This is a genomic window from Methylobacillus pratensis, from assembly GCF_054072455.1.
Window position 1 is genome coordinate 164,042 of record NZ_JBSUSR010000004.1, and the last position, 26,999, is coordinate 191,040.

24 protein-coding genes, 1 tRNA gene and 1 riboswitch are annotated in these 26,999 nt (G+C 51.8%); of the genes, 5 read left to right on the forward strand and 20 right to left on the reverse strand.

All coding sequences use genetic code 11. The features are described from left to right. The first annotated feature begins 79 nt into the window (after positions 1–79). Positions 80–178, forward strand: a riboswitch (TPP riboswitch). A gap of 76 nt (positions 179–254) precedes the next feature. Beyond that, a complete protein-coding gene (locus ACW4YW_RS10285; RefSeq protein WP_457137446.1) occupies positions 255–2,411 on the forward strand; it encodes a TonB-dependent siderophore receptor in 2,157 nt (718 codons plus the stop codon). Between the two features lie 167 nt (positions 2,412–2,578). Here ACW4YW_RS10285 and ACW4YW_RS10290 read toward each other — a convergent pair whose 3' ends face one another. The 15 genes from ACW4YW_RS10290 to galE form a co-directional block, all read right to left on the reverse strand. Beyond that, complete coding sequence (locus ACW4YW_RS10290; RefSeq protein ID WP_457137447.1) at positions 2,579–2,953, reverse strand: DUF779 domain-containing protein; 375 nt, start codon at positions 2,951–2,953, stop codon at positions 2,579–2,581. Between the two features lie 116 nt (positions 2,954–3,069). Then, positions 3,070–4,590: an aldehyde dehydrogenase gene (adh, locus tag ACW4YW_RS10295; protein ID WP_457137448.1), complete on the reverse strand. Its 1,521-nt coding sequence runs from the start codon at positions 4,588–4,590 to the stop codon at positions 3,070–3,072. Between the two features lie 311 nt (positions 4,591–4,901). Beyond that, positions 4,902–4,978: transfer RNA gene (locus ACW4YW_RS10300), tRNA-Pro, on the reverse strand. Between the two features lie 84 nt (positions 4,979–5,062). Beyond that, complete coding sequence (locus tag ACW4YW_RS10305) at positions 5,063–5,485, reverse strand: MerR family transcriptional regulator (RefSeq protein ID WP_457137449.1); 423 nt, start codon at positions 5,483–5,485, stop codon at positions 5,063–5,065. Further along, positions 5,466–5,768, reverse strand: a complete 303-nt coding sequence (locus tag ACW4YW_RS10310) for an integration host factor subunit alpha (protein WP_226757146.1) — start codon at positions 5,766–5,768, stop codon at positions 5,466–5,468. The genes ACW4YW_RS10305 and ACW4YW_RS10310 overlap by 20 nt, the downstream gene beginning before the upstream one ends. 25 nt (positions 5,769–5,793) lie before the next feature. Next, positions 5,794–8,148, reverse strand: a complete 2,355-nt coding sequence (gene pheT / locus ACW4YW_RS10315; RefSeq protein WP_457137450.1) for a phenylalanine--tRNA ligase subunit beta — start codon at positions 8,146–8,148, stop codon at positions 5,794–5,796. Positions 8,149–8,174: 26 nt separating this feature from the next. After that, positions 8,175–9,158, reverse strand: a complete 984-nt coding sequence (pheS, locus tag ACW4YW_RS10320) for a phenylalanine--tRNA ligase subunit alpha (protein ID WP_457137451.1) — start codon at positions 9,156–9,158, stop codon at positions 8,175–8,177. A 139-nt stretch (positions 9,159–9,297) separates the two neighbouring features. Beyond that, positions 9,298–9,660, reverse strand: coding sequence for a 50S ribosomal protein L20 (rplT, locus tag ACW4YW_RS10325; protein WP_011480221.1), 363 nt, complete (start codon positions 9,658–9,660; stop codon positions 9,298–9,300). 11 nt (positions 9,661–9,671) lie between these two features. Next, the gene (gene rpmI, locus ACW4YW_RS10330) at positions 9,672–9,869 is read right to left on the reverse strand and encodes a 50S ribosomal protein L35 (protein WP_011480222.1); all 198 of its coding nucleotides are present in this window, start codon (positions 9,867–9,869) and stop codon (positions 9,672–9,674) included. 111 nt (positions 9,870–9,980) lie between these two features. Continuing rightward, positions 9,981–10,490, reverse strand: coding sequence for a translation initiation factor IF-3 (infC, locus tag ACW4YW_RS10335; protein ID WP_457137452.1), 510 nt, complete (start codon positions 10,488–10,490; stop codon positions 9,981–9,983). Between the two features lie 84 nt (positions 10,491–10,574). Further along, on the reverse strand, positions 10,575–12,482 hold the full coding sequence (gene thrS / locus ACW4YW_RS10340) for a threonine--tRNA ligase (protein WP_457137453.1): 1,908 nt from the start codon (positions 12,480–12,482) through the stop codon (positions 10,575–10,577). 225 nt (positions 12,483–12,707) lie between these two features. Next, positions 12,708–13,745 carry a TIGR03790 family protein gene (locus ACW4YW_RS10345; protein WP_457137454.1) on the reverse strand — a complete coding sequence of 346 codons (1,038 nt, stop codon included), beginning with the start codon at positions 13,743–13,745 and terminating at the stop codon, positions 12,708–12,710. A gap of 94 nt (positions 13,746–13,839) precedes the next feature. Further along, positions 13,840–14,283: a PEP-CTERM sorting domain-containing protein gene (locus tag ACW4YW_RS10350; protein WP_457137455.1), complete on the reverse strand. Its 444-nt coding sequence runs from the start codon at positions 14,281–14,283 to the stop codon at positions 13,840–13,842. A gap of 10 nt (positions 14,284–14,293) precedes the next feature. Beyond that, complete coding sequence (locus tag ACW4YW_RS10355; RefSeq protein ID WP_457137456.1) at positions 14,294–14,773, reverse strand: hypothetical protein; 480 nt, start codon at positions 14,771–14,773, stop codon at positions 14,294–14,296. A gap of 173 nt (positions 14,774–14,946) precedes the next feature. Next, the gene (gene galE, locus ACW4YW_RS10360; RefSeq protein WP_457137457.1) at positions 14,947–15,951 is read right to left on the reverse strand and encodes a UDP-glucose 4-epimerase GalE; all 1,005 of its coding nucleotides are present in this window, start codon (positions 15,949–15,951) and stop codon (positions 14,947–14,949) included. Positions 15,952–16,109: 158 nt separating this feature from the next. On the opposite strand from galE, the gene rfbB reads away from it, so the two are divergent. The 4 genes from rfbB to rfbD are packed head-to-tail and all read left to right on the forward strand — an operon-like array spanning position 16,110 to position 19,535. Then, positions 16,110–17,207, forward strand: a complete 1,098-nt coding sequence (gene rfbB / locus ACW4YW_RS10365; protein ID WP_457137458.1) for a dTDP-glucose 4,6-dehydratase — start codon at positions 16,110–16,112, stop codon at positions 17,205–17,207. Then, positions 17,204–18,082, forward strand: coding sequence for a glucose-1-phosphate thymidylyltransferase RfbA (gene rfbA / locus ACW4YW_RS10370; RefSeq protein ID WP_457137459.1), 879 nt, complete (start codon positions 17,204–17,206; stop codon positions 18,080–18,082). The genes rfbB and rfbA overlap by 4 nt, the downstream gene beginning before the upstream one ends. Beyond that, positions 18,082–18,630, forward strand: coding sequence for a dTDP-4-dehydrorhamnose 3,5-epimerase (gene rfbC, locus ACW4YW_RS10375; protein WP_457137460.1), 549 nt, complete (start codon positions 18,082–18,084; stop codon positions 18,628–18,630). Before rfbA ends, rfbC begins: the two co-directional genes overlap by 1 nt. Next, positions 18,630–19,535 (forward strand): dTDP-4-dehydrorhamnose reductase, encoded by a 906-nt coding sequence (rfbD, locus tag ACW4YW_RS10380; RefSeq protein WP_457137461.1) that lies wholly within the window; start codon positions 18,630–18,632, stop codon positions 19,533–19,535. The genes rfbC and rfbD overlap by 1 nt, the downstream gene beginning before the upstream one ends. A 117-nt stretch (positions 19,536–19,652) precedes the next feature. On the opposite strand, the gene ACW4YW_RS10385 is transcribed toward rfbD, so the two are convergent. From ACW4YW_RS10385 to ACW4YW_RS10405, 5 genes are read right to left on the reverse strand one after another with little or no spacing between them, the layout of a single operon-like run. Further along, the gene (locus tag ACW4YW_RS10385) at positions 19,653–20,759 is read right to left on the reverse strand and encodes a glycosyltransferase family 4 protein (protein ID WP_457137462.1); all 1,107 of its coding nucleotides are present in this window, start codon (positions 20,757–20,759) and stop codon (positions 19,653–19,655) included. Continuing rightward, positions 20,756–21,862: a glycosyltransferase family 4 protein gene (locus ACW4YW_RS10390; protein WP_457137463.1), complete on the reverse strand. Its 1,107-nt coding sequence runs from the start codon at positions 21,860–21,862 to the stop codon at positions 20,756–20,758. Before ACW4YW_RS10390 ends, ACW4YW_RS10385 begins: the two co-directional genes overlap by 4 nt. Next, on the reverse strand, positions 21,859–23,028 hold the full coding sequence (locus ACW4YW_RS10395) for a glycosyltransferase family 4 protein (protein ID WP_457137464.1): 1,170 nt from the start codon (positions 23,026–23,028) through the stop codon (positions 21,859–21,861). The genes ACW4YW_RS10390 and ACW4YW_RS10395 overlap by 4 nt, the downstream gene beginning before the upstream one ends. Positions 23,029–23,070: 42 nt before the next feature. After that, positions 23,071–24,753, reverse strand: coding sequence for a DUF4124 domain-containing protein (locus tag ACW4YW_RS10400; RefSeq protein WP_457137465.1), 1,683 nt, complete (start codon positions 24,751–24,753; stop codon positions 23,071–23,073). A 25-nt stretch (positions 24,754–24,778) separates the two neighbouring features. Continuing rightward, the gene (locus ACW4YW_RS10405; RefSeq protein ID WP_457137466.1) at positions 24,779–26,998 is read right to left on the reverse strand and encodes a cellulase family glycosylhydrolase; all 2,220 of its coding nucleotides are present in this window, start codon (positions 26,996–26,998) and stop codon (positions 24,779–24,781) included. Between the last annotated feature and the right edge of the window lies 1 nt (position 26,999).

Sequence of the window (26,999 nt, forward strand, 5' to 3'; positions counted from 1 at the left end):
GTTAATTGGCTACATGCGTAGCATGCAACCCTGTTTGCAACGAAAATTGGCATTTTCCGCGCATTCTTTGTTAGTATACGACCCACGCTAGGGGTCCTGAAGAGCCGATCTTCGGGTGAGACATACCCTTGAACCTGACCTGGATAATGCCAGCGTAGGAAAGCGCAAAGCCACTCAAAGTCGATTCATTTCCCCCGAGGTAGGCCCTTTGTCCGTTCCTGCGCGTGCTTTTCCTCAACGCGAGTGAACACACAATGCCTGCTTTTACTTTCCGTCAAAAACTCAGCATGCTGGCCGTTGCCTGCGCTTATGCGCCTGCCGCGCTGGCACAGACCGCCGATAACAGCGATAACGCACTGCCGGAGGTCGTCGTCACCTCCGCATCGACTGATGGCGTGGCGCGCCGCGCCAGCATCGGCAGCTTCCCTGAAACATCGTTGCTGCAAACGCCAGCATCGGTCAACGTGATCACGCAGGAGCAGATGCAGGACCGCAGCGTACGCTCCGCGACCGACGCGGTGAAGTGGGATGCCAGCGTGCAAAACTCCTACAACGCGGTCGGCCTGGCCGACTGGTTCGCGATCCGCGGCTTCGTGCTCGACCAGGGCGCCAACTATCGCAAGGACGGCATGGTGATTCTTGCGCAGGCCAGGGTGCCGATGGAAAACAAGGAGCGCATCGAGATACTGAAAGGCCTCGCCGGCCTGCAGGCAGGGATCGCCGCGTCGGGCGGCATGCTCAACTACGTGACCAAGCGCCCTACCGACGCTCCGCTGCGTTCGGCAACGTTCGAGGTGCGTGAACGCGGCACGGTGTACGGCGCGGTAGACCTGGGCGGGCGCTCCGAGGACGGCGTCTTCGGTTACCGCATCAATGCCGCGGCGGAAGACATCAAGTCGTATGTCGACGGCTCGACAGGCAACCGCAACTTCATTTCGGGCGCGTTTGACTTCCGGCTGAGCGAACGCGCGCTGTTGCAGCTTGATCTCGACTACCAGCACAAGTCGCAACTGACCGTGCCCGGGTTCCAGTTGCTCGGGCCGGAGCAACGCATTCCGACCGGCATCCGCGCCAAGCAGATGCTCAATGACCAGTCCTGGAGCCGTCCCGTCGTCGATGACAGCTACAACCTCGGCGTGAAATTCGACTATGCGTTGAATGACGATTGGCGCACCATCCTGCAAGCCAACCAATCGACCTTGCATCGTGATGATGCGGTGACCTTGCCTTCCGGCTGCCAGGCGCAAGGGCTGATCGTCGGCTATTGCAGCGACGGCGGCTATTCGATGTACGACTTGCGCCGCAAGAACGACAAGCGCTCGATCACGACGACCCAGGCCCTGCTGCAGGGGAGCTTCACGACAGGCGGCGTGCGCCACGAGCTGACCACAGGCGTATCCACGCTGAACCGTCGCGACCACTTTGCCGATTACGTATTCAACTATGTCGGCGAAAGCAATATCTATAATCCGGTCTACTACGATAATTTCGCGCTCGCCGACGTCAATCCGGTGCATTTGCGCCGCAAGGATGAGGAGCGTGCAATATTCGTGCAGGATGTCATGGCGCTCACTGACCAACTCAGGTTGCACGCTGGCGTGCGCTACGTGCAGCTCAAGCGCGACCAGTTCAATGCCTCGGGCGAGACGACGCGGCGTACGGATGACGATTTTGTCTTGCCGAGCTTCGCCCTGCTCTACAACCTTCAGCCGTCACTGGCGGTTTACGGCTCGTATTCGCAAGGCCTGGAACCGGGCGGCACGGCGCCGACCGGCACCACCAACGCCGAAATCATCATGGACCCCAGCAGGTCCAGGCAGCTTGAACTCGGCGTGAAAGCTGACGTGACAAGCAATGTCAGCCTGTCTGCCGCCGTATTCCAGATCAAGCGCAACCACGAATACGTCGATGCCACGCCGACCTATGTCATCAACGGCACGCAGGTCAACCGTGGCTTGGAATTCGCCGCACAGGGGCGTGTCACGCGCGACTGGATGCTGGGCGCCAGCTTTACCGCGCTGCAGGCCAAGGCCGAAGGCACGGACGATGCGCGCATCGAGGGCAAGCAGGTCGGGAACGTGCCAAGGTTCAAGTCAGCGGTGTATAGCGAATATACTTGGCCAGGTTTGCCAGCCCTTAAACTGAACGCGACATGGCTCTACTCATCCAGCAAAAACTTCGCGCCGAACAACGAGATAGCGGCATTGAACAGGAAAGTGGAGGGCTACCACGTGCTGAACCTGGGCGCACGCTACACGGCCAAGCTCGGCAATACCGCAACCACCTTCCGCGCTGGCGTGGACAACGTGTTCAACAAGTTCTATTGGGGCGATGCATCCAGCGCTTTCGGGGGCTACCTGATCCCGGGCGCGCCGCGCGTATTCCGCGTGTCGGCGCAAATCGACTTCTGACCGATTCCTTAAATCAAAGAAAAGCCACCCAACTTTTGAAGTCATCGCATGGGAGCGTCATTTATTTGAGCTAGGGTGAAAACGCCGCTACGAGATTACTCTTAGCGGCGTTTTTCTTGGCTTGCTGCTGGCATTGAAGGTTGCCAACGCTCATGGCCACACTTCGATCACCCGCACTGCTCCACAGGTTCCAGATCCGCCAGCTCCTCGTCCGTGAACAAACGCGAACGGATGAGGAAATGCTTGCCGGTCGCCTGCTCCAGCGAGAACATGCCGCCATGCCCGCGAATCGCATCCAGCGTCAGGTGGGTATGCTCCCAATATTCGAACTGGGTCTTGTTCATGTAGAACGGCACGCCGTGCACCTCGCCCACTTTGACATCCGAGGTGCCGAGCAGAAACTCGCCCTCCTGCAGGCACATGGGCGCACTGCCCTCACAACACCCGCCTGACTGGTGAAACATGAGATTACCATGCCTGGCGCGCAGCTCATCAATCAAAGCTGCGGCCGATGGCGTGGCAGTAATCCGGCTGGCACTCATAAGTCCTCCTCATAACTTGGCATTTGCTTTTCTTGGCATTTGCTTTGCCACAAATAATAACGCCCAGGCTTGAACTCGCATACCTGGGCGTTGGACTAGTCATTCGACATTAAAGTTTAGAAGAAGCCTAGCGCATCAGGGCTGTAGCTCACCAGCAGGTTCTTGGTCTGCTGGTAATGATCCAGCATCATGCGATGGTTCTCACGGCCGATACCGGACTGCTTGTAGCCGCCGAATGCGGCATGCGCTGGATAGAGGTGGTAGCAATTGGTCCAGACACGCCCCGCCTGGATACCGCGGCCGACACGGTAGGCACGGCTGCCGTCACGGGTCCAGAGGCCTGCGCCCAGGCCGTACATAGTGTCATTGGCGATTTCCAGCGCCTCCTTCTCGTCCTTGAACGTCGTCACGGACAAGACCGGCCCGAAGATTTCCTCCTGGAAGATACGCATCTTGTTGTGGCCCTTGAACACCGTAGGCTCGATGTAATAGCCATCGCTCAAGTCGCCACCCAGCTTAGTCGCCTTGCCGCCTGTGAGCAGTTCCGCGCCTTCTTCCTGGCCGAGCTTGATGTAGGACATGATGATCTCGACCTGCTCGCTGGAAGCCTGCGCACCGATCATGGTCGACTTGTCCAGCGGGCTGCCCTGCTTGATCGCCTTCACACGCTTGATAGCACGCTCGATGAAGCGTTCGTAAATGGATTCCTGGATCAAGGCACGGCTCGGGCAGGTACAGACTTCCCCCTGGTTCAAGGCAAACAGCGCAAAGCCTTCCAGCGCCTTGTCGAAATAAGCATCATCCTTGTCTATCACATCCTCGAAGAAGATATTGGGCGACTTGCCACCCAGCTCCAGCGTCACCGGAATCAGGTTCTGGCTGGCATATTGCATGATCAGGCGACCAACGGAAGTGGAACCGGTAAATGCAATCTTGGCAATGCGCGGGCTGGTCGCCAATGCCTTGCCGGCTTCGACGCCATGCCCATTCACCACATTGAGCACGCCAGGCGGCAACAGGTGGCCGATGATTTCCAGCACCACCAGGATCGAGGCCGGTGTCTGCTCGGCAGGCTTCATGACAATGCAATTGCCTGCCGCCAATGCGGGCGCAAGCTTCCAGGCCGCCATCAGGATCGGGAAGTTCCATGGAATGATCTGCCCGACAACGCCCAACGGCTCATGGAAATGGTAAGCCACGGTTGTATGATCAATCTCGCTGATCCCACCTTCCTGGGCACGGATACAGCCTGCAAAATAACGGAAATGGTCGATCGCCAGCGGAATATCGGCGGCCATGGTCTCGCGGATGGGCTTGCCGTTGTCTATGGTTTCCGCAATCGCGATGGTTTCAAGATTGGCTTCCATCGCATCCGCGATCTTGAGCAGGACATTGGCGCGCTCGGTGCCTGAAGCCTTGCCCCAGGCATCCTTGGCAGCATGCGCCGCATCCAGCGCCAGGTTGATGTCCTTTTCGTTCGAACGCGGCACCTGGCAGAACACCTTGCCGGTCACCGGGCTGATATTGTCGAAATATTCGCCATCTACCGGTGCAACCCATTTTCCGCCAATGTAATTGTCATACTTATTTTTGTACGGAACCTTAATACCTAGACCCTTCAAACTATCAAGACTCATTACTACACTCCTCCAAGAGTTATTGACGACTGTGCAGAACTGCCACGATTTGATATTGGGATGATGCATCCCATGCCTACGTTTTCGTTAATATACTACCTAGTCTAATTTTTGTCTTACATTCAGGCTGGATTTTCAGAGGAAAAATACGAGGGCCATCGTGATGCATTATGGTTTCAGCACTCATATCTGACGAGCAATATTGAATGGGAGTGAGCTGAATTCCTGTGATTATCAAGAGAAGATTGTTGCCTATAAAAGCGAAAAGCCAGTTATTCAATTCAGAATAACTGGCTTTAATAGATTTTTTTTGGTCGGGACGGTGTGATTCGAACACACGACCCCTTGCACCCCATGCAAGTACGCTACCAGGCTGCGCTACGCCCCGAACCTACGCTTCCGACAGGGCCGGAAGCGAGAAAGAGATTATATCGAAAATACTGGATTTAGCACAGATAAAAACGGGGTTTTGTTAATGCTGGCTTAGTAAACTCAATACTTCACGCAGTTCCGAGCGCAACGCTATCAAATCGACAGCTGGCGCTACATCGACGGGAACTGTCGGTAACGACGCATTCAGAGCGAGCCCCTCACTGGACTCCACTTCGCGGCTCAATGCGTTGCCGCCGCTTTCATCCAGGCGATTGCGTGCTCCGCTGATGGTGAAGCCCTGCTCGTAGAGCAACTCGCGTATGCGCCTGATGAGCAGTACTTCATGGTGCTGGTAATACCTGCGGTTGCCACGACGCTTCACTGGCTTGAGCTGGGTGAACTCCTGCTCCCAGTACCGCAATACATGAGGCTTGACCCCGCACAACTCGCTGACTTCGCCAATGGTGAAATAGCGCTTGGCGGGAATCGGCGGGAGTTGAACCTTAGGCGCTTGCTCCGGCATATGCCTCCTCTACCTTGCTCTTGAGCTTCTGGCTGGCATGGAAAGTCACGACGCGGCGGGCGGTGATCGGGATTTCCTCGCCTGTCTTGGGATTGCGGCCTGGACGCTCGGACTTCTGGCGCAACTCGAAATTGCCGAAACCCGAGAGCTTGACGCTGTCGCCAGCTTCCAGTGCCGTACGGATTTCTTCGAAGAATGCTTCCACCATGTCTTTGGCTTCGCGCTTGTTCAACCCCACTTGTTCAAACAGTAAATCAGCCAAATCAGCTTTTGTTAATGTCATGCAAAACCCTTCCCTACTACTTTTTCTAATTTCTTAATGCTGCACCATGTCGCTGAGCCAACAAATCCAGCAACCCGGTCATTACTGCATCGGCTTCTGCATCGGTCAAAGTCTTTTGAGTATCTTGCATAAGCACAAGAAATGCAAGGCTTTTCTTCCCTTCAGCGATGCCTTTCCCCTGGTAGACATCAAACAACGCAATGTCGCTGATCAATGCATTTTTGCTGGATCGCATGGTATCCAGCAACGACTGGATTGGCGTAGCCTGGTCGACCACGACGGCAATGTCGCGGCGCACTGGAGGGAACTTGCCAACCTGGACATAGGATGCCACGCTGGACTGCAACAATGGCTCCACATCCAGCTCGAACAGGATCACACTGCGCGGCAATTGGTAATGTTGCTGCCACTTGGGATGCAATTTCCCTATCCAGCCGATGGGCTGCCCGTCCAGCAGGACCTGGGCCGTCTGGCCTGGATGCAATGCAGGATGCTGCGCGGCAACATACTGCACACGCCCTCCTGCCAGGCGGTCCACCTCGGCCTTCACGTCGAAGAAATCGACCTCGCGAGCAGCCGTAGCCCACTGTTCCGGCTCAGCACTGCCGTAGGCCAAACCGGAAATCCGCCCGACCTCGCGGTAGGCGGCCTCTTCGGCGAAATAAGCCGAGCCGATTTCAAACAGGCGCACACGCTCCTGCTTGCGGTTGAGATTGTAGATCAAGGTCTCTATCAGGCCTGCCCACAAGCCGGTACGCATCACGCTCAGATTGCTTGCGATTGGGTTCTTCAAGGCAATCGGGCTGGCATTGCCGAGAAAATCGCGCTCCCAGCTTTCATCGACAAAGCTGTAGCTGACGATTTCCTGGTAGCCGCTGGCAGCCAAGGTATCGCGCAGACGGTTGCGGTTCAGCCTAGCTTCGGGCGAAGGCAACATGCGCTGCTCGTCGTGCGGCGCCAATGCCGGAATATTGTCGTATCCGTGCAGGCGGGCGATTTCCTCGACCAGATCTTCCTCAATTTCGATATCGAAACGGTAACTGGGAGGGGTCACTTCAAAACCACCATCCACGGCAGCAAACTTGAAATTCAAGCGGCCAAGCAATGTACCGACCGCCTCCGCATCCAGGACAATCCCCAATACGGAATTCAGGCGCGCCAGGCGCAGACGCACCGGCTTGCGCTCAGGCAATTGGTGCAATACCTCGGTGACCGGCCCCGCCTGCCCGCCGCAGATTTCCAATACCAGTTGGCTCGCGCGTTCCAAGGCCTGCAGGGTATTGCCGAAATCAACGCCGCGCTCGAAACGGTAAGAAGAATCGGTAGAAAAATTCAAACGCCGCGCCTTGCCCACGATTACGGCTGGGGCGAAGAAAGCGCTTTCGAGGAAAATATTGCGGGTGGCGTCACCAACAGCGCTTGCTTCGCCGCCCATGATGCCAGCCAGGGCCAGAGGAGCCTTGTCATCGGCAATCACCAATATGTCATTGCTCAAGGTGACTTGCTGGCCATTGAGCAGCAGCAATTCCTCGCCATTGCGCGCATAACGCACTTGAATACCGCCCTGGAGCTTGTCGGCATCAAAGGCGTGCAGGGGTTGGCCTTGCTCAAGCAGCACGTAGTTGGTGATATCGACGATTGCACTAATGCTGCGGATACCGCTGCGCTCGAGTTTACGCACCATCCAGTCCGGCGTTGCGGCGGTGGCGTCGACACCCTGGATCAAGCGGCCCGCATAGCGTGGACAGGCCTCGGGCTCACGGACATCGACCGCCAGTTGTTGCGCATGGACAACCGAGACAGGAGCAATCTCTGGCAGATTCAATGGCGCGCCGGTCAATGCCGTCACGTCACGTGCGATGCCGGCGATGCTGAGACAATCGGTACGATTGGGTGTGAGCTTGAGGGTGAAAAGCTTGTCGTTGAGGTCGAACAGCTCACGGATATCCTGGCCGACCTGCGCATCTGCGGCCAGCTCCAATATGCCATCGCTCTCCTCGGCCAGACCCAGTTCCTTGGCGGAACACATCATGCCGGAGGATTCGACGCCGCGCACCTTGGCCTGCTTGATCTTGAAGCCAGGCAGTTCTGCCCCCACCAGCGCGCAGGGCGCCTTGAGCCCGGCACGGGCATTGGGCGCACCGCAGACGATTTGCAGCGGCTCACCGCTGCCGACATTGACCTTGCACACCTGCAGGCGGTCTGCATCCGGGTGCTTCTCGGCGCTGATGATTTCAGCCACCACCACCTTGGTGAATTCGGGAGCGACCGGCTCCAGCTCCTCCACTTCCAGCCCTGCCATGGTCAGGGCATGGCTCAGGCCCTGGCTGTCCAGGGCAGGATTTACATATTGGCGCAGCCAGTGTTCAGAGAATTGCATAGTATTGATCTGTCCAGAAGTAAGGGCTAGGCGAATTGCTTGAGGAAGCGCAAATCGTTTTCAAAGAACAGGCGCAAGTCATTGACGCCGTACCGCAGCATGGTCAGGCGCTCAACGCCGAGACCGAAGGCAAAACCGCGGTATTTTTCGCTATCGATGCCAACATGGCGGAACACCTCGGGATGCACCATGCCGCAGCCGCCGATCTCCAGCCAGCCGCCATTCCAGCTCATGTCCATTTCCGCAGAAGGCTCGGTGAATGGGAAGAAGGACGGGCGGAAACGTACCTGCAAGTCGTCACGCTCGAAGAAGCGCTGCAGGAAGTCCTGCACCACGCCCTTGAGGTTGGCGAAGCTGATGTGCTCATCCACCCACAAACCTTCCACTTGGTGGAACATGGGAGAATGCGTGGCATCGGAATCGACGCGATATACGCGGCCCGGCGCAATGATCTTGAGCGGCGGCGCCTTGTCCTGCATATAGTGCACCTGCACTGGCGAGGTATGGGTGCGCAGTACATGCTTGTCGTCGACATAGAACGTGTCATGCATCGCACGCGCAGGGTGGTCTTCCGGGATGTTGAGCGCGGTGAAATTGTAGAAATCGGATTCGATCTCGGGGCCTTCCGCCACTTCAAAGCCGATGGAGCGGAACAGTTCTTCCACGCGCCTCAAGGTCAACGATACCGGGTGCAGCCCGCCTGTACCGGCGCTCCGGCCTGGGAGCGTAACGTCGATCGTCTCGCTGGCAAGCTGGCGGTCCTGCTCCGCCTGCAAAATCGCGTCACGGCATTGCTTGAGTGCCGATTCGACTTGCTGCTTGACGACGTTGATGGCCGCGCCTGCTGCAGGACGCTCTTCTGTAGAAAGCTTGCCCAGGCCTTTCAAGGCCTCTGTCAGGCTGCCACTCTTGCCGAGGTAGCGCGCCTTGGCCTGCTCCAGGTCGGCAATGTTGGCACAGGCCGCGAAATCCTGCTGTGCCTCGCTGATGATGTGATCTAGATTTTGCATATTATGGTGTTGTCCTCACGGATGCTTTCATAAACGACCACTATGTTTAATGCCATACGCCATCATATCGACATGGCCGCTTGTGGAAAAACCCGGAAAAAAAAGGAGGCACGAGGCCTCCTTTTCTTATTGCTGTTGCTTAGGCAGCGGCGAGACCGGATTTAGCAAGTTCGGCAAACTTGGCAAATGCCTGCTTGTCGAACACTGCCAGATCGGCCAGCACCTTGCGGTCGACTTCAACCGCGGACTTCTTCAGGCCGTTGATGAAACGGCTGTAGGTCAAGCCATACTCACGGGCACCGGCATTGATACGTGCAATCCACAGTGCGCGGAATTGACGCTTTCTCTGACGGCGGTCACGGTAAGCATATTGACCAGCCTTCATCACCGCCTGTTTGGCGATGCGGTAGACATTCTTACGACGACCACGATAACCCTTGGCAGCGTTCAGAACCTTCTTGTGACGCGCACGGGCAATAACACCACGCTTTACTCTAGGCATCTCTTATCTCCTTATTGAGTTGGCATCATGGCGCGTACGCGCTTGACGTCAGTGGAGGAAATAATAGCCGTGCCGCGCAGGTTACGCTTCTGCTTGGTGGTCTTCTTGGTCAGGATATGACGCAGGTGGGAGTGGGTACGCTTCACCTTGCCATTTCCCAAGAACTTGAAGCGCTTCTTGGCGCTGCTCTTGGTCTTCATCTTTGGCATTTTGTTCTCCTATAAAGGGATATTGAAAAAAGAGCGATCGGGCATGCCTTTGGCCTCGTCGCCGCTTCCTTACTGCTTACTACTACTCACAAACCTTGCCGCCCGAGGGCCTCAAGGCTTTGCTTTCTTTTGCGGTGACAGCACCATCACCATCTGACGGCCTTCCATCTTCGGGAACTGTTCCACCACCGCGTGTTCGGTCAAATCCGCCTCGACCCGCTTCAACAATGCCAAGCCGAGTTCTTGGTGGGTGATTTCACGACCACGGAAACGCAAGGTCACCTTGGCCTTGTCGCCTTCCTGCAGGAAACGGATCAGATTGCGCAGTTTGACTTGGTAGTCGCCATCATCGGTACCAGGGCGGAACTTGACTTCCTTTACCTGCACCTGCTTTTGCTTGAGGCGTGCTTCGTGCTGACGCTTGCTCTCGGCATATTTGTATTTGCCGTAATCCATCAAGCGGCACACAGGCGGGCTTGCCTGCGGCGCGATCTCGACCAAGTCGGTATCCACCTCTTCTGCCTTGGCAAATGCTTCGTTCAGACTGACGATGCCTAACGGCTCGTTATCCACCCCAACCAGACGAACCTGTGGCGCAGTAATATCGCCATTGATCCGCAATTCCTTTTCCTGAGCTATCGCAAAATCTCCCGTTATTTAATATTGAAGGCCAAAATAATAGACCGCGCTACTCACGCGGGCATTCTAGACCTTGTCAGCAATGTCGCTCCGCAAGCGCTCAATGAAAGCGCTTACCGGCATTGAACCCAAGTCTTCGCCCTTGCGGGTACGCACGGCCACTTGACCAGTTTGCATTTCGCGCTCACCTGCAATCAGGAGGTAAGGCAGCTTCTGCAAGCTATGCTCGCGGATTTTATAGGTTATTTTCTCATTTCTCAAGTCCGAATCGACGCGGAAGCCATTTTTCCGCAACTCCTCGACCACGGAAGTGACATATTCAGCTTGCCCGTCGCTGATATTGAGCACCATGGCCTGCACCGGCGCAAGCCAAGCCGGCATGGCGCCTGCATGGTTCTCGATCAGGATGCCGAGGAAGCGCTCCATGGAACCGACGATCGCGCGATGCAGCATGACCGGATGCTTGCGGGAGTTGTCCTCGTCGACGTATTCCGCGCCCAGGCGCTCCGGCAAGTTGAAGTCGAGCTGGATGGTGCCGCATTGCCACAAGCGGCCCAGGCTGTCCTTCAGGGTGAACTCGATCTTGGGGCCATAGAAAGCGCCCTCGCCCGGCTGCAGCTCGAATTCGAGGTTGTTCTGCTTGAGGGCGACTGCCAGCGCCTCTTCGGCCTTGTCCCAGGCTTCGTCGGTGCCCACACGCTTAGCAGGCCGGGTGGATAGCTTGACCAGTACCTCGTTGAAACCGAAATCCTTGTAGGCCTTGTAGAGCATGACGATGAAATCGGCCACCTCGTCCTTGACCTGATCTTCGGTACAGAAGATATGCGCGTCATCCTGGGTAAAACCACGCACGCGCATCAAGCCGTGCAGGGCGCCCGACGGCTCGTTGCGGTGACAGGAGCCGAATTCGGCCAGGCGCAACGGCAGGTCGCGATAGCTATGCAGGGTGCTGTTGAATATCTGGATATGCCCGGGACAGTTCATCGGCTTGACCGCATAATCGCGGTTTTCCGAGGCGGTGGTGAACATATTGTCATGGTAGTTTTGCCAGTGCCCGGACTTTTCCCACATAACCCGGTCCATGATGGTCGGGGTGCGCACTTCCTGATAGCCGAACTCGCGGAACATGTTGCGCATGTACTGCTCAACTTCCTGCCAGATCACCCAGCCGCGCGGGTGCCAGAACACCATGCCTGGCGCCTCGTCCTGCATGTGGAAGAAATCCAGCTGGCGTCCCAGCTTGCGATGGTCGCGCTTCTCCGCCTCTTCCAGCATGTGCAGATAGGCATCCAGATCGTCTTTCTTGGCCCAGGCCGTGCCGTAGATGCGTTGCAGCATTTCGTTGTTGGAATCGCCGCGCCAGTAAGCCCCCGCCACCTTCATGAGCTTGAATGCCTTGAGCTTGCCTGTCGATGGCACATGAGTACCGCGGCACAGGTCGGTGAAATCGTCCTGGGTATAGAGTGAAATTTCCTGGTCGGCAGGGATAGAGCCGATGATTTCCGCCTTGTATTGCTCGCCGATGGATTTGAAGTAGGCTACCGCCTCGTCACGCTCCATCACGGTGCGCACGATAGGAATGTCGCGCTTGGCGAGCTCCTGCATGCGCGCTTCGATTTTTTCCAGATCTTCTGGCGTAAAAGGACGCTTATAGGAAAAATCATAGAAAAATCCATTTTCTATGACTGGCCCGATAGTAACCTGGGCATCGGGGAAAAGCTGCTTAACCGCTTGCGCCAGCAAGTGCGCGGTAGAGTGGCGGATAATAGCCAGGCCTTCAGCATCGCGGTCGGTAATGATCGCCAGATCCGCGTCGTCCGTGATTTGATACGAGGTATCCACGGCTTTGCCATTGACCTTGCCGCCCAATGCGGCACGTGCCAAACCGGCACCAATATTCATCGCAACCTCTGCGACAGTCACTGGCCCATCGAACTTGCGTTCGGAACCGTCTGGCAAACGAATAACTGGCATATATCCCTACCCAATAAACAGCAAAAGCCGTCCAGACGGCTTTTGCTTGCGCAATCAATTTAGTTGCCGATTATCTCATAGAGGCGGCAGACACCACAACTCGCACACGAACTAAGGATGGCTAACAAGCCTCAGCGATGCGATCCTGGCTAAGCGCTCTGCCGCAGGCAGTACAAGCAGCACGAAGGCAGAGCAACAACGACAGGAGAGGTTTGTTAGCCGCCCCTACCGCTTGTAAGGCGAGGCCAACGGTTCGCCGATAAACACCCCTTGCACCGGCCAGGCCACGCTTTTCCAATAAGCCTCGATGGCCGTGGCACCCAACAGGTAATGCTTGAGCAACACAGCCGGGTTGGGAAATTTCTGCCAATGATTGCAAGGCTCGGACACTGTACCATAGCTTGCCGTGGCACCCGCCTCCAGCCAGCGCAGGCTGCTCATCTGGCCATTGCCCAGCAAATCGCCGCCAGCAGAAGTCAGGTGGTCAGCCAGCGCGCCAGGGAAAAACTGTAGGGTCTCGAGAAAAGGCACTTTCACCAGCCCTGTCTGGTAGATCATGACGTCCTGCACGTCGCGGATGCTGTCAGCCTTGAGGTTCTTGATCTCAAGATAGCGCTGCGCTACCTTGCCCGAAGGCGGGAAAAACAAGGCGCGGCTACTGCGGTTCTTGTCCGATGTCGTCAAGTAATACGCGGTGGCCGCCGGTGCGCTATAGTCGCTGGCGAAACCGCGGTCGATCAAGGCCTTGGCATCCTCGAACGACTGTACCGGCAACAGCATGGACAAGCGGTACCCCATGTCATTGAAAGGCTTGAGCGAGCGCGAATTGAAATAACGGCTGGGATGCTTGGCAGGCGCGCAGGTATTGGCGCACTGTTCGGGATCGAAACCCATGGTGATGGCGGAAGTGATCGAGTTGCACTCCACGGCATAAGGAGCAGTCCACATCATGACGATGGCCTGGTGCCTGGGCTGCAATTGGGCGTCGATCTCCTGTTTGAGCTGGCCGAAATACTGCGCGCTGAGCTTCTTCGGGCTGCCGGGAATACTGACCTTGATGAGGTTGTCCGCCGGGATACGGCGTACCTTGAGGTAATATTCCCCGGCCTGCACGCTTTCCGGCTGATCGGTATTCACCACCACCGCCACATTCTCCGGCTGCAGATTGTAGCCGTCCCTATTGGGGGTGCGCAGGGAAATTGCCTCGCCCGCCAGCGCTCCCAGGCTTTGCAGCATCAAGCAGAACATCAGTAAATATCGCACGCCAGCCTTTATCCTGTACCTAATCCAGACCACATTAATAAAAATGGGAGCCGAAGCTCCCATGAATCTTACAATGACTGGATGTCGGACGCTATTACAGTTTGCGCCTGCGCCGTGAGCTAAAGGCAACCAGGCTCAACCCGGCCATCAACATGGCGGCCGTTTCCGGCTCAGGCACGGCAGTAATCGCCAGGTTGACAGGACCGATTCTACCCTGGGCAAACAACAGGGCGGTATATATGCCGGTGTTGGCAATGGAGAAGTTCAACACACCCTCGTCCACGCTGCCCAGCAAGTTCAAGGTGCCGAATTGCGTTGCGCCTTGCCCGATCGTCACACCCAGCCAGGAAAAGCTGCTGTCCACATCCTCGAGCGTCAGTGAATAATCGCCGGCCAGCAATGCCACATTGTATTTGTATATACCCGGGATCGTGGTCGCGGCATCCACCTCGAACACCGGTGCGGCCTGCGCCGCCATGCTGCCAGAAAAGGTCAATGCCACCAGCAGATATTTGACTGCATTCAATAATTTTTTCATGATCCGATCCTTATGCTTTATCAGAAATAGCAGGCGTTCTGCGGCGTGAGGTATACGCCACCAGCAAGCCTATCCCTACGCAAAGCAACGCCCAAGTGTCAGCCTCCGGCACCAATGAGACGGTAAAGCCGAAAGAGCCGACTCCAATGCCGTTGTTAGCGTCGCCAAACACACTGAACAGATAAGAACCACCGGTCAATTCAGGCAGGAGGAACGTGCCGGAACCATAGAATGTGCTGATAAGCGTGGCCCCGCTGAATACATTGATGCCGAAGCTTCCGTTCACAAATGCAACCGGAAACGCGTAATCCAGCAAGGACAACTCATAAACACCCGCATCTAGGCTATGAGAAAAGACAGCATCACTAGGCAAGCCGCCGTCAGCGTAAAGATAGCCGACCTCATCAACCTTGGTAGCTGCATTGGCCGCTGTCATCATGACCAGCATCAATGCACCCACCAACCACTTCATTACAAAGCGCTTCATCATTACATCTCCCATTAAGGTCAAGACAACATGGGAAAAGCAATAAGCAGGCCAGAAATTTGAATTGAAAAATTATACTTACAATCAAAATCTTATATCAATTCAGAATTTAAATTGACCAAACCTTGCACCATAAACACCATGCCAGCAAAAAAAATGCATTTTTACGCACAACATTAGCTCTTTTGGACAAGGTTTTGCTGCCAGCGCCAACTATCCACGCACATCTGCTCAATACCACGCGTCGCTTTCCAGTTCAACGCCTGTTCGGCATATGCGGGATCAGTATAACTCGCCGCCACGTCACCTGGGCGGCGTGCAACCAATTGATACGGAACAGCCCGGCCGCTAGCATCTTCAAAGGCCTTGACCATCTCCAGCACGCTATATCCCTGACCAGTGCCGAGATTGCATGTGAACACCCCCGCTTCCTTGTCCAGCCGTTCCAGAGCGCGCAAATGCCCGACCACCAGGTCGACCACATGGATATAGTCGCGAACGCCAGTGCCGTCCACCGTCGGGTAGTCGCTGCCAAACACCGAGAGATGTTCACGCTGCCCTTGCGCCACCTGGGTAATGTAAGGCATGAGGTTATTGGGAATGCCATTCGGATTTTCGCCGATCAGGCCGCTTTCATGCGCTCCAACAGGATTGAAGTAACGCAGGATGGCAATGCGCCACTCGGGGTCGGAAGCTGCCAAATCGCGCAGAATATCCTCCACCATCAGCTTACTCGCGCCGTAAGGGTTGGTCGCAGACAACGGGAAGCCCTCACGAATAGGCACGCTGGCGGGATCGCCATAGACAGTGGCGGAAGAACTGAAGACAAACTGCTTGACGCCGAATGCCTGCATCACTCGCAGCAACGTAACGCTGCCCGCGACATTGTTATCGTAATAGCGTAAAGGCTGCGCGACCGACTCGCCCACCGCCTTGAGTCCAGCAAAATGCATCACCGCTTTGAACGGATGCTTGGAAAACAGGTCACGCAACAACGCTTCATCGCGTACATCCCCTTCAACCAGCCAAGGCGCCCTACCCGTAATTTGCTTGATGCGGTCGACTATATGCGCCTGGCTGTTGCTGAAATTATCCAGCACAACCACCTCATAACCCGCGTTGATCAGCTCCACACATGCGTGGGAGCCTATATAGCCTGTACCGCCTGTTACTAAAATCATTTAAACCCAACCTTATATTAATAAAAACTAAACCATCAAAAAATACCATAATTTATTAACATTTCAATTTCAACCTCTCTATGTTCCTTTACAATTAGACACTTTAAAATACCATTTTGGGCTCCTTTTTAATAAGGTAGCCTTGATATAGATCATAAATGCAATTATCAAAGACAATACTTGTTACTGGCGGCGCTGGCTTTATCGGTAGCAACTTCGTATTAGAATGGGTTAAAGCAGGGCTGGGCACAGTCATCAATTTAGACAAACTGACTTATGCTGGCAACCTGGAAAACCTAGCAGCTATTGAAGGCAATCCAGAGCATGTATTTGTGTATGGGGACATTGGTGATAGAGAGCTGTTGGCCAAACTCCTGGCTGAGCACAAACCACGCGCAGTCATCAACTTCGCAGCTGAAAGCCATGTAGATCGCTCCATCCATGGGCCTGAGGATTTTATCCAGACCAATGTTGTTGGAACCTTTCACCTGCTGGAAGAAGTACGCGCATACTGGAACGCTCTGATTGTAGCCAACCCAGAGGAAAAAACCAACCCGCAATTCCGCTTCCTGCATGTATCAACAGATGAAGTCTATGGCACACTAGGCCCCAATGATCTGGCATTTACGGAAACCAGCCCCTACGCACCCAACAGCCCCTACTCTGCCTCCAAGGCGGCATCCGACCATTTGGTACGTGCATATCACCACACTTATGAACTGCCCGCACTTACAACAAATTGCTCCAATAACTACGGGCCTTACCATTTCCCGGAAAAACTGATCCCTCTGTGCTTGCTGAATGCCTTGAACGGCAAGCCCCTGCCTATCTACGGCGATGGGCAGCAAATTCGCGACTGGCTTTTCGTCAAAGACCACTGCAGCGCAATTCGTCGCGTGCTGGAAGCAGGCAAACTGGGGGAAACCTATAACATCGGTGGTTGGAATGAAAAAGCCAACCTTGAAGTTGTTCACATCCTCTGCAACATACTTAATGAGTTACAGCCGCGCGCTGACGGCAAGAAATATGAAGAACAAATTAGCTTTGTCCAAGACCGTCCGGGCCATGACAGACGTTACGCAATTGACGCCACCAAGCTGGAGCGCGAACTAGGCTGGAAACCCGCTGAAACCTTCGAAACTGGCATACGCAAAACCGTTGAGTGGTATCTGCAAAACCAGGGATGGGTAAACAATGTCACCAGTGGCGAATACCGCAATTGGATCAGCAAGCAATACACCGAGAGAGTAGCATGAGAAAGGGAATCATCCTGGCCGGCGGCTCCGGCACACGCCTGTACCCGGTCACGCAAGCAGTCTCCAAGCAATTGCTGCCTGTCTATGACAAACCAATGATCTACTATCCCATGTCCACGCTAATGTTGGCAGGAATACGCGACATTCTACTGATCTCGACCCCACAGGACACACCACGCTTCGAGCAGTTACTCGGTGATGGTAGCCAATGGGGCCTGAATCTGCAGTACGGTGTGCAACCCTCGCCAGATGGACTAGCCCAGGCCTTCATTATTGGCAAAGACTTTATAGGCAATAATCCCAGCGCCCTCGTCCTGGGGGACAATATATTTTATGGGCACGACCTCGCCAATGACCTGGTACAAGCCGACCAGCGCAAGGAAGGTGCCACGGTATTTGCCTATCCCGTGCATGACCCAGAACGTTATGGTGTTGTTGAATTCAACGATGCCGGACAGGCCATCAGCCTAGAAGAAAAACCGCAGCAACCCAAATCACGTTACGCAGTCACGGGCTTGTATTTCTATGACAACCAGGTAGTTGATATTGCCACCAACCTCAAGCCATCACCCCGCGGCGAATTCGAAATCACTGACGTCAATAAGACCTATCTTGAGCAGGGCACACTCAATGTGGAACTAATGGGGCGTGGTCATGCCTGGCTGGATACCGGCACTCACGAATCTTTGCTCGAGGCCTCTCTGTTCATCGAAACCATACAAAAGCGCCAGGGCTTGAAAATTGCCTGTCCAGAAGAAATTGCCTATCGCAAGGGCCATATTACCGCGAATCAGGTAGAGAAGATTGCCCAGCCTTATCTCAAGAACGACTACGGCCAGTATCTGTTACGCCTGTTGAAGGAAAAGGTATTTTAATGAACGTCAGTGAAACCGGCATTCCTGAGGTTCTCGTATTTGAACCCAAGGTATTTGGTGACGATCGCGGCTTTTTCTTTGAAAGTTTCAATCAAAAAGTCTTTGAACAGGCAACAGGCAAGCACTATGACTTTGTGCAGGATAATCACTCAAAATCCGGCAAAGGTATACTGCGTGGCTTGCATTATCAGATTAAGCAAACTCAAGGTAAATTGGTTCGTGTGATCAGTGGCCAAATTTTCGATGTCGCGGTAGATATTCGTCGCTCATCTCCGACTTTTGGGAAATGGGTTGGCGAGTATCTATCCGAAGAAAATAGAAAGCAGCTATGGATACCTGCGGGCTTTGCTCATGGCTTTGTTGTGACTTCAGAGTCGGCAGAAGTGCTCTACAAGACGACTGATTTATATGCCCCCGAGCATGAGCGTTGCATCATCTGGCATGATGCAGACATTGCCATTGATTGGCCATATACAGGAACCCTGCCCATATTGTCCCCAAAAGATCAGCAGGGATCTTTGCTACTCAATGCCGAGTTGTTTGAATAATGTCCCGCAATAAAACCATTTTATTGACCGGCATTACCGGTCAAGTAGGCCATACTTTGCGGTCAAGGCTAGCCGCTATCGGCAATGTAGTGGCAGTGAGCCGTGAGCAACTTGACCTTAGAAGCGCCGATGACATCCGTACTATGGTTAAAACCATACAACCCGACATCATCATCAACCCCGCCGCATACACTGCTGTCGATCTTGCCGAATCCAACCCATCCCTGGCTCATGCTATTAACGGCACTGCCCCGCGCATACTCGCGGAAGAGGCAGAGCGCTGCGGTGCTTTACTTATTCACTATTCGACTGATTACATTTTTGACGGCACCAGCACTGTGCCATATGTTGAAACCGACACGCCAAATCCACTTGGCGTATATGGGGAAAGCAAACTGGCAGGAGAATTCGCCATACAGGCAACGGATGCTCAGCACCTCATTTTGAGAACCAGCTGGGTATACGGCAATTACGGTAAAAACTTTATGTTGACCATGCTTAACCTAGCTGCAAACCGGGAAAGCTTACAAGTCGTGGCAGATCAATTTGGAGCACCGACATCCAGTGCATGCATTGCTGAAGCAACCGTTGAAATAATAAAGCTTTGGGATCCCCAAAAGGTCGGCACTTACCATTTGACGAATGCAGGCCAGACTAGCTGGCATGGCTTTTGTACCAAGATTCTAAGCCAATATGAGGCGCTCAGCTCAACACTAGCTTGGCCTATGCTCAAGATCAAGGCATCGCAAGTGCAGGCATTGGCTTCCAGCGATTACCCCACTATAGCTGCTCGTCCCCATTATTCAGTACTGAATAATCAAAAATTACAGACCTCATTTGGGATAGCGTTACCGGATTGGCAAATAGAACTGGAGAGAGTCCTCTCCACAAGAAATTCAGCCTAAGCGCCTTTTTCGATAACACTCAGCGTCAAGTTTCCAAGTATGCTTCTCCAACTCTCCGGCTTGCCAAACGAGCTTACAAGCAAGCAGTACACGCTGCGCATACTCAATTTCAGCCAACTATTTCGCTACGTTTGAGTAAACCTGCAATGTAGAAGCCGCAATTTTCTCCCAATCGTATTTCTCCAGCACCCATTGCCTAGTGGCATTTCTTTCATTAGTAGTAAGCTGATGTCGAGAAAACTCTTTCAATTTTCCAGCTAACACCTGAATGTCACCTAGCGGGAAATAGTGTTTTGGATCCAGCCCAACCTCCAGATTGGCCGGTATATCACTGGCTAGGACAGGCAATCCAAAACTCAGGGCTTCCAACATAGCAATAGGTAAACCCTCATGGGATGAAGGCAAAACAAATAATCCAGCTTGGCTGTATAGCTCGCGCAAACCATCACCACTTTGATAACCAGTCATCACGACATCGGGTGTATTGCTCACTAAATGCTGCAGCTCACGGAGATAATCATCCGGGTGATCTGAGGCCCCTACGATGGCCAGCTTCCAGCCTTGAAGCCCGGACTGGGAAAATGCTTTGACTAAATCAATATGTCGCTTCTCTGGCACCAACCTACTCACCAGCAAGATGTATTGACCTGGCACCAACCCAAAGTTCTCCAATTGCACTGTCGAGGTGAGCAAGCTTGGTAATTGCACACCATTGGGTATGAGATGGGAATCCAGTCCATACTTGGATTTTATTAGCTTACTGATGACGGTGGAGATCACGATACGTGCGTTGGAATATTGCATTCCCCAGCGCTCGCCCAGCTCGAGAACGAACTTGGCAAACCTGCCCCATTTTTGACGGTCATAATCAGGACCATGATGTGTCACAACGACACGTAGACCGAACACTCTTGCCAAAGGCACCATTAGGGAAGGGCCAACCGCATGAATATGCAAGATATCAGGGCGTTGCAAAGCTGCATAACACACCCCTAAAAACGTATGTACTATCGCCTCCAGGGATTTCTTTTGGGGGGCCCAAATACTAGTGAATTTCACACCTTGCCAGGTTTGGTCTGGTAAAACCGGCTGATAAGATGATCGGCCTATGACCTTGACCTCAACGCCCTGCTTCACCAATAACTGGCTTAACTCCTGAACGTGCTTTTCCACGCCACCCTGTACATCCGGGAAGCCTCGCAAACCCAACAGCATGACCTTCATGATTGAATCACTTGCAGCAAAGCTGGAGACAAGGCAGACCAATCATAATGGTCTCGCAAAACGATGCGGCCATTTTCGCCCATCATTTGCCTGGTCTCAGGCTCAGCGAGCAAGCTCAATGTCTGCTTAGCCATATTGGCATAATCATTAGGCTGAACAACATAGCCAGTGACGCCATGATTCACCAATCGCTCATAAAACTGAAAATCCCATACCACCGCGGGTAGCTTCATTGCCATGGCTTCCAAGCAAGTGCCAGGCAGCCCTTCATAGTAGGAAGTAGAAGCATAGACCTTGCTTCTATTGTAATAAGCCAGCATTTGGTCAAATTTAACCTTGCCAGTGAGCGTGATCGCAGGCGCCAATGGTCCCAATTCCTCTTGCACATACTGGTCATCATCACCATATCCGACTATGCAAATCTTGATATCCGGCTTGGCAGCTAACAGCTGTTTACAAACCTCCACCATAGGCCTGCTGCCTTTGCGCATTTCGATACGGCCACAGAAAAGGACGTCAATATCCTTTTCCACCTCAGCACTGGGTGTGAATTTCTTAAGGTCTACACCATTAGGTATAACCGTAATGGGTCCTTTGTACCCATAAGTAAGAACCTCTTGCCGACCTTGCTCAGTCAAACTTATCACGTGATGCGTCTTACTGAAAACCCTGGATTCCATCCACATTTTGATGGCCAGTGAATACTTATTCCATGGGCTATTGAAATGCTTGGTTTCATAGAACCTGCCAGACATACCTTGATAAGTGGTATGTGCAGTCAAAACAATAGGAATATATGAGGGTAGAAATAACCCAGGGATCAAGGGAGGAAAATGAAAATTCACAATGCGAATCTTGCCAGAGGCATACATCTCCCTCAGCAAGGACCTGACTCGCCAACTCCACTGCAACAGGGCCAACCTGCCCTTGCCGGCAGGCACATGGATAATTTCCAGCTGAGGATATTGCAGGTCAGTCTGCCCATCATCACTAGTAATTAAATAAACCTTTTCACTATTCGTCGGGAGGTTTTCAAAGAAAGAATCCAGATATCGCGCTATGCCACCAACACCATAAAACTGCGGATACACCACTGCAATCATGTCGCTTTTCCTAAAATCATATCCAACTCAGCGATCAACCTTCCCCAATTAAACTTCTCAAGGACAATTTCGCGCGCCCGTTTGGTCATTGTTTGTCTTTTCTCAGTATTGCCCAACACGTCCTGAATGGCGTTAGCCAGCGCGATGGGATTATTCACCTCAACCAACAGGCCATTCTCTTCATGCTGAATGATTTCGGCCACTGCCCCGACATCAGACGCCACCACACAAGTGCCAGCAGCCATCGATTCCAGAATGACCAAACCAAAAGGTTCATTCCAGATTGAAGGGAATGCAAGAACATCGGTTGCAGCATATAAATGCTTTAACTGATCATGCGGCAAGAAACCTGTGAATTGAATGCCATCCTTATAGGGAACGGCAAGATCAGCCAAATGCTGAACATAAGGTGTTTTCTCGGCATCGGCAAAAAAAGAAGTGCCTGCAATGATCAATTGCAGTGATGGGTCTTGTTTGTAAAGGTGTCCAAAAGCCTTGATTAAAACCTCCACCCCTTTCACTTCCGTCAGCCTGCCTACATATAAAATATGCTTAGCGCCTGGCTTGATATAGGGCATGGGTTGCGCATTGACTGCCAGTTGCGCTGCAGGCTGGAACAACTCTGGATCTGTCGCATTTAAAATAACAGAAAACTTATGCTTGAATTCTGGAAACGCCAAAACGGCCCTCTGCTTTATATACTCGCTGACGCAAATAACCTCATCAACCTTGGCCAACATTTTTCTGTAGATAGGCCGAAATAATCGAGATGATAAATGATCATTATGCATGTGCAGTACAAAGTACTGTCCAACCTTTTTCTGCATTAGCAGAAATAGATTTGGCTCATTATGCACATAGACAATATCAAAATTCTTTACCGAAGCAGCTACCCGATTTCCATAAGATATTACATTTTGAAATTTGGCAAAATATCGCAATGGATTTTTCCATGACATGCCATTTTTCCATTTCAAGACACGACTTTCCAGGGCTGTCCATGGAATTCCTTGAAACCGGATATTGGCATTGACACTTTCCAAACCAGAAGGCCGGGAAAATACCGTAATCTCGTATTTTTTATGATCTAACCGGTTTATGGCTTCTTCTACCCAGTGCTCCACAGCCCCGCCCTTAACTGCAGGAACGGGGAGGAGTTCAGGCACAATAACTGCTAGTGTTGGCATAGTGCAAAAATTATTATTTGATTAATCATCAATGCAAGACTCGTAAACCTTTGGACAAGCCGTTGGCAAGCCTCCAGACGGATTTTTGTTCCAGTTAATGGTTTTTAGATGATTGAGAACATCCTGGTAATAATTGGAACCGTTCCAGGTTTCAGCTGTACGTCGCATCCAGAAAATATAATTGGCTTTGAGGTAGTTTTGGTCAAAAGCATGAATAGAAGCTATCGATGGATTATTCACTGGCCCCTTCCCATTATCAAACTCGTAATTCAAGTATTGAACCGCCATCCCCACCGGAACCGTACCTGCCAGGTTGCGGATAAATTCATAGGAGTAACTCAATAAATTCACATCTTTTTCAGAGGAGTCAGGGCCACCAACACCGATACCGCTGCTACCCATCTCTCTAACGATTTTTGGCATATTCCAGTCTGCATAATTGATATATTGCAGCACCACTGTATTGGGGAATGCCTCTTTTGCTGCCTGGGCTACGCGAATCATGCCAGAGTAATAAGCAGTGGAATAAAGTGTTTTCCATTCTGCGTTGTTATTACTATGCGAAGTTTCCTCGAAATTAATCGCTTCAAGATTTGGGTGTGAATTAAACTGACGCCCAAGCTCCTTCATTAACGCAACCAATCTATCCTGCACTTTTACATTCCAATAATTGACGTTAATGCCTTTACCATTATTGAATGTATATACACCACCACCATATTCTGGAGTCAACAAGTAAGTAGGTGCATAATTTTTGCCGTCAATGAAACTTCTTTCTTGAAACGAGATGACAAGACGCTTATTGACCGCCCTTAATGCAGTCAGATCACGACGAATTTCCGAGAAGTCATATACACCTTTGCTGGGCTCTAGCTTGTTCCAGAAGTATTGTTTTTGTATGCCTTGCAAACCTGGTGTTTCCGCCACACCCTTGATAACCAAGTTGGTGTAATTGGCAAACGATGCGTCCGATTGAGTCCCTTGTGGGTAAACCAACAGGTAGTGTCCTGGATGCCATTTAACTTTGTTCTGACCAGTAAAGTTGATAGTTATTGTTTCCCCACCTGCTGTGGTGTTACCTGCTGTGGTGTTACCTGCTGTGGTGTTACCTGCTGTGGTGTTACCTGTCGTGGTGTTACCTGTCGTGGTGTTACCTGTCGTGGTGTTACCTGTCGTGGTGTTACCTGTCGTGGTGTTACCTGTCGTGGTGTTACCTGTCGTGGTGTTACCTGCAGTCGTATTGGCAGCAGCAGGAGCGGCAGTCTTGGCACCTGTTGTAGGAGCGGTAGTACCCGCTTTCGTGGTTGACCCGCCACTGCTGGATGAAGAACCACCAGAACCGGAACTACTGCCTCCACCTCCAGAACTTGAACCAGCTGTTGTACTTGATTTGGATGAGGATCTATTCGTGTTTTGACCAGATTGAGTCTGCGCTGGTGACGGGCTTATATTCACCGTAGAGGAACCAGCTTGTGGATCCGCTGTAGAGTTGGTACGCGCCTGTGCTGGGTTGGTAGTGACCCTGGGTGTTGAATTGGTAGTATTACCAGGTGAGGTTCTGATGATCTCAGAATTCGACTGTGTCGGTCTATCTGAGTAAGTAACATTACCCTTGCTATCTACATTTTTATAGACGTCTGCATAGGCTAAGGATGAGATGGAAAATACCATCAACATCAAAATAGAACTAGCTTTAACGCTCATGATTTATACCCTCGAAAAAATACAATTACTGTTTAACAATTTCAAAATAAGGTGTAGGCCCATGTGTCAGTACATTGGTATTCAAAACCACTTCAATGCCATTATCAGTTACCTTGACAGGTAGCTGATCCATGCGCTGACCTCTAAGATTTACGGAATAAACCTTGAGATCATTCTTATTAGTATTCTTTAAACGAAATTGTATTTCGATGGTGCGCATAGTTATTGGCTTTTTACCAATATCCAACACCATCGTTTCGGCCTTATCGGCAAACTTCATTTCAGAATTTCTAGCGTCAGTAGCTATGATCACTAACATACGCTTACTATCCTTTAATGAATTTTCATCTATTGAGGATACTGAAAATAAAGCTGGGCCATCTGCAGCGACAACTTCCAGATTACTAAGTTTTACTGGCTCAAAACTGTCAAATACAACAGCTTCAGTTTTTGAGGATATTAATTGCAACTTCTTTTTTACAGCATCCAGTGATAATTCACCGGTATCTGACTGATAAACACTTGCGCTTACATCAGTTGCGTTGTCAAAACCGACTAAACCCGCCAGCTTTAACTCTGCAAATCGAGACTGCCAAAGCTGATTTTTAGAAAAATCAGCTTTGGCAGCATTATGACCAATATGACCTGCCTTGTCTGCAATCGTTCGTATGGAAGAGCTTACAAAATCTGAACTTTTGTAAGTTTTACCATTATAAGTTATTCCCGGCTTTCCAAGCTCGAGCTTGGCATTACTGCCTTGGTAACTACCTTTAAAAAGATTCACTCCGGTCACTAAAGACAGGCGGGTAACATCCTCCGGCATGCCATACATTTGAGAAGTAGTCTGCAAGATTTCTGGGGTAATATTAACCACCACATTGTTTTTAGCAGGACTGACATCCCCTCTCAAATAAAGTAAAGCACCTAAAGTTTCAGTAATCCTACCTATAGGATCAACACCAATACCAAAAGGCTTTATTACATCCCACTTGGGATTTTTGCTGGCGTAACTCAGCTGAATAGGCCCCGAATGCTGGCAAATTGCATTCCAGCCCTGAAGCGCTGCGTAAGCCGGAACAGCTAAAGCAGACTCCCGGCGGTAAGGGTTCCAGAATACCTGGCCAAACTCACTGACGGTAAACGGCTTGCCCATATATCGGGTTATGGCCAATTCCCGGATGTATCCTGCATGTGTTCCTAACATGCTATTTTGCGTGACAACTGTTCTGTCTGGCAGATAGGCAGGATGTGCAAAATAATTATGCATATCCACCCACTCCAAGCCACCTCTTGCCAAATGCTCACCGGGTGAGTTCCAGTTGTTGTAAATAGTTAAGGAGCCTTGATATCCCATCTCCCTAAAGAAATCCCGCATCCATTTTTCAGTACGCAACTCTAGATCAAGATAAAATTCCTGAGTATCGCGCATCCGCTGACCAGGTTGATCATTAACTTTGGGGATATCTACTTGTAGTGCCCCATCACGCTTCCAAACATTGGGAATTGATTCATAAGATCCATATTTACTAGCCAGCCACTCTTTCATCAACGGTTTGAATTCTGGCAAGGGTGCTTTCCGCGTAAGAAAAGGTATACCACTTTCATTAACCATGATGATGCCCATTAAATTAGGATCATGAATGAGCGCAACACCTGTATACGGATTTAACGGCAGAAAAAGCCGTTTCATTAGGGCTTTCCAATGATTTTGTGATTCTTGACTATAATACAGGCCAATCGTGACATGCTTATTACTTAGCCAACGCTCCTTAATGTTGCCGTAGCCACCATTATCAGAACTTAAACCATTAAGTACATATTTAATGCCATGCTTATCAAGCTGGGCGAGCAAATAGTAAAATCTGTCTAGTTGTTCAGGATCGAAATCAAAATCATTTTTGCGGCCTTCCATTAGGATGGCTTCAGTAAAATCAAGCCTGACTGAATTATATCCGTGCTTAATCAGCTCCTGAATGTATAAATTGGTGATTGTGTGAGTAGGATATCCACCTTGACTAACACCAAACCCCAAATTGGCCATCAAGTATCTTGAGCTAGTATCTATGCCTCGCTGGACACCTTCTTTACCTAGATAAGTCGCACGTTCTCTTTGTGCCCGCGTAAGCTCAGAAAAGTCCAAGATACTACCTGGCTCTACCATTAAAGAAACATCAGATATTGGCATCCACGCAGCATGAACATCCAACGCACTTAGTAGAATCAAAACATTTAGTGACTTACTCAAT